The sequence below is a fragment of the Aquimarina hainanensis genome (assembly GCF_042684685.1).
Classification (GTDB): Bacteria; Bacteroidota; Bacteroidia; order Flavobacteriales; family Flavobacteriaceae; genus Aquimarina; species Aquimarina hainanensis.
Genome location: NZ_JBHULX010000031.1, coordinates 1420 through 2427 on the forward strand (window position 1 = coordinate 1420; position 1008 = coordinate 2427).

General features: G+C 28.4%; 2 protein-coding genes. Both read left to right on the forward strand.

Going from position 1 to position 1008, the window contains the following annotated elements; genetic code table 11:
* Positions 1-550: hypothetical protein (locus ACFSTE_RS15730; RefSeq protein ID WP_378298257.1), on the forward strand; the 550-nt coding region annotated here is incomplete at its 5' end.
* A 66-nt stretch (positions 551-616) separates the two neighbouring features.
* The coding region (locus ACFSTE_RS15735) for a hypothetical protein (protein WP_378298259.1) at positions 617-1008 on the forward strand (392 nt) is incomplete at its 3' end.

Genomic DNA, 1008 nt, shown 5'->3' on the forward strand with positions numbered 1-1008 from the left:
ACAAAACATCATGAAAACTTTTGATATTGAAGCATATAATAAAAAAAAGAAAAACCCTGGTTATGATGGATATTATTTAAAAGATAGTACCTACATAAGACAATTTGATGCTGGAGGAGATGGTATTTATACAAATTATATTGAGGTAATAACACATCCCAATAATTTTTTTCAAGAGTACAGAGTTTTTCATCACAATGGAAAAATAAAAATTGATGGATTAAAATTTTTTAACGATTTTGAAAAAGGAATTTGGAAAGAATATGATGAACAGGGTAATTTAGTAAAAGAAACTGATTATGATGCACCTTATAAGTTTACTTGGGAAAATGTTTTGGAACTAATTAAAGAAAGGAAAATTGATATGTCTCATGAACAATTTAGAGTGATTAGAGGGAGTAGCGAAAAAGGAACCTCATGGGCTATTGTTTATGATAAACCTAAAACTCATGATAAACTGGGAGTAATTAATATTGATGGAATAACTGGAAAGATTACTAGAGAAGCAGAAATAGACTATCCTGCTGATGGGGATTACGATGATGAATAAAAAAATATTCTGTTACTATTCTTTTTTATGGTGTTAGTTTCTTGTTCTGCGCAAAAACAAAACACTATGAAAACTTTTGATGTAGAGCAATTTAACAAAAACAAGATAAATAACCGATATACTTATATTTCTAAAGATAGTACTAAAGTAGAACAAAGTACTTGGCAATTTGGTTATGAAGAAACTATAACGAAGCAAAATGATTTTTTTCAAGTATATAACAAATATTATAAAGACGGTACGTTAAAAGTTACGGGGGAATTTTTTCCAGATGATTTTTTAAAAGGAATTTGGAAAGAATATGATGAACAGGGTAATTTAGTAAAAGAAACTGATTATGATGCACCTTATAAGTTTACTTGGGAAGATATTTTAAAACTTATTAAAGAGAGAAAATTAGATATGGATGCCTATGGTTTTTTGATTACAAGAGGAACTAGTGACAATGGAACTGCTTG